Genomic DNA, 2,956 nt, shown 5'->3' with positions numbered 1-2,956 from the left:
CGGCCTCTCCCCGCGAGCGGGGAGAGGCAAGAAGGTCCTCCTCCGGCAGCAGGTCCCGCAGCGACACGCCGAGCCGCGGCGTCGCGCGCATCAGCTTCTTCGTGTAGGCGTGCTGGGGCGCGGCGAAGATGTCGGCGGACTTCGCCGTCTCGACCACGCGGCCCTTCTCCATCACCACGACGCGGTCGCAATAGGCGGCCGCCAATCCGAGATCATGCGTGATCAGGATCGTCGACATCGACCGGCGCTTCGTCAGCTCGACGATCAGATCCATCACCGCCTTCTGGGTGGTGACGTCGAGCCCGGTGGTGGGCTCGTCCGCGATCAGGAGCTGCGGATTGCAGGCCAGCGCCAGCGCGATGACGACGCGCTGGCACATGCCGCCGGACAGTTCGAACGGATAGGCGTGATAGCGCTCGCGCGGCCGCGCGATCTTGACCTGCTCCAGCGCCGCGATCGCGGTCTCGCCGCGGTCGGTGACCTGGGCCTGCTGGACGTGCTGGCGCAGCACGTCCTCGATCTGGTGCCCGACCTTGCGGATCGGATTGAGCGCGGCGCGCGGGTTCTGGAAGATCATCGAGACCTCGCGGCCGCGCAGGTCGCGCATCTGGCTTTCGGTCGCCGACTTGACGTCGATGCCGGAGAACATCACCGAACCGTCGGCGATGCGGCCGGCGCGGTCGAGGATGCGCATCACAGCGTACGATGTCACCGACTTGCCGGAGCCGGACTCGCCGACGATGCCGACGGTCTCACCCTTGGCCACGGCGATGTCGACATGCTGCACCGCCTTGACGATGCCGCGGCGGGTGCTGAACTCGACCGTGAGGTCCTGGACGTCGAGCAATGGCTGGGCGGTCATGCCCGCCTCCCACAAAATATCGAAAACAACCCCATGCAAAGCAGCGCAGCGGTAGCACGGCACCGTATCGAGACCATCATCACGTCCTCCGCTGCGGGTCGACGATGTCGCGCAGGCCGTCGCCGAGCAGGTTGAAGCAGAACACGGCGATCATCAGCGCCAGACCCGGGAACAGCGCGATCCACCATTCGCCCGACACCATGAAGCCGGCGCCCTCGGCGACCATGATGCCCCACTCGGCGGTCGGCGGCCGGACGCCGAGGCCGATGAAGGACAGGCCGGCGGCGTTGAGGATCGCGTAGCCCATGGTCAGCGACATCTGCACGATCATGATCGGCATGATGTTGGGCAGGATGTGCCCGAGCAGGATGCGGTATTCGCCATTGCCGGACAGCCGCGCCGCCTGCACGAAGCCAGCATTGCGACGGACGTTGGCCTCGGCGCGCGCGACGCGGGCATAGAGCGGGAAGTTCACGATCGCGGTGGCGATGATGATGTTCTGCACGGTGTTGCCGAGCGCCGCGACGATGCCCATCGCCAGCACGAACAGCGGGAACGCCATGATGGTATCGGCGATGCGGCCGACGATGCGGTCGGTCCAGCCGCCGAAATAGCCGGCGGCGATGCCGGCGAGCCCACCCATCAGGAACACCAGCACGACGGAGGCGACCGCGATGAAGGTGTCGAGCCTTGTGGCGACGATGACGCGGCTGAAGATATCGCGGCCGAGCTGGTCGGTGCCGAACCAGTGCGCGGCAGACGGTGGCTTCAATGCCACTGATGTGTTCGAGGCGAGCGGGTCATACGGCACCACATAGGGCCCGAACAGCGCGGCGAACAGGATCAGGATCAGCAGCGCGAAGGCAAAGCCAGTGACCTTGTTCTCGCTCAGCACGTAGCGGGTCTGCTCGATGACCGCGGCCAATCCTGACGTGCGGGCGGGTCCTGCGGGTTCGACGGTCGGCGCAACGCTGCTCATGCTCTAGCCCTCCAGCCTGACGCGCGGATCGATCACGCCGTAGAGGATGTCGATCACCAAATTGAGCAGCACGTACATGACCGCCATGGTCAGCACGAAACCCTGCACCGGCGCGAAGTCGGACGCGATCAGCGCCTCCACCGCGTAGGAGCCGATGCCGGGCCAGGCGAACACCTTCTCGACCAGCACATTGGCCCCGAGCAGGAACGAGAACACCATGCTGAGCGTGGTGATGACCGGCAGCATCGCATTACGGAACGCGTAGGTGATGGTCACCTTGCCGGGCGACAGGCCGCTGGCCCGTGCGGTGCGGACGAAATCCGACGCCAGCACCGCCAGCATCGAAGCGCGCGTCATCCGCGCGATCGGCGCCAGCGAGAAGATCGCGAGCGTCACCGCCGGCAGGATCAATTGGCTGAGCGCCGAACGAAACGCCTCGACGTCGCGCGCGATCAGGGTGTCGATCAGATAGAAGCCGGTCACGGTCGGCGGCGCGCTATAGAACACGTCGAGCCGGCCGAGCGGCGCCGGCGACCAGCCGAGCCGGAAGTAGAAGACATAGACCAGCACCAGCCCGGTGAAGAACACCGGCAGCGACACGCCCGCGGTGGTGGTGACGCGGCAGAGATGGTCGATCCACGACCCCGGCCGCGTCGCCGCCAGCACGCCAAGCGGGATCGCGATCACGATCGAGACGACGAGGCCGAGCAAGGTCAGCTCGGCCGAGGCCGGCAGGCGGTTGCGCAATTCGGCGGCCACCGGCTGGCCCGTGGTCAGCGACGTGCCGAGATCGCCATGCGCGAGATCGCCGGTGTAGCGGACGAATTGCTCGATCAGCGGCTTGTCGAAGCCGAGCTTCTTCCTGATCTGGTCGACCGCCTCTTTTGTCGCCGCCGGGCCGGCGAAGTAAGCCGCCGGATCGCCCGGCAGCGCGCGTGTCAGCAGGAACGTCACGATCACCACGCCGATCAGCGACGGGATCGCGAACAAGAGCCGCTTGCCGATCAGGGTCAGCATGGTGTGCTCCCAACGGCACCATGCAAAGCCACAACGGGACCAGCAGGGCTCCCTCCCCCCTTGCGGGGGAGGGTTGGGGAGAGGGGTGCCGCTTGCTC

Annotated in this window: 3 protein-coding genes; all 3 read right to left on the bottom strand. The window is 66.8% G+C overall.

Annotation, left to right across the window (positions count from 1 at the left end):
- Window positions 1-862: ABC transporter ATP-binding protein (locus B2W55_RS06575; RefSeq protein WP_291532197.1), on the bottom strand; the 862-nt coding region annotated here is incomplete at its 3' end.
- Between the two features lie 79 nt (window positions 863-941).
- Window positions 942-1,841, bottom strand: coding sequence for an ABC transporter permease (locus B2W55_RS06570; RefSeq protein WP_024578943.1), 900 nt, complete (start codon window positions 1,839-1,841; stop codon window positions 942-944).
- A gap of 3 nt (window positions 1,842-1,844) precedes the next feature.
- Window positions 1,845-2,858 (bottom strand): ABC transporter permease, encoded by a 1,014-nt coding sequence (locus tag B2W55_RS06565; protein WP_024578942.1) that lies wholly within the window; start codon window positions 2,856-2,858, stop codon window positions 1,845-1,847.
- Between the last annotated feature and the right edge of the window lie 98 nt (window positions 2,859-2,956).

The organism is Bradyrhizobium sp. UBA2491, assembly GCF_002341725.1.
In the GTDB taxonomy this organism is placed as follows: Bacteria; Pseudomonadota; Alphaproteobacteria; order Rhizobiales; family Xanthobacteraceae; genus Bradyrhizobium.
Note: the sequence above shows the minus strand (reverse complement) of the source record. Positions and strands in the feature narration are given on the sequence as shown.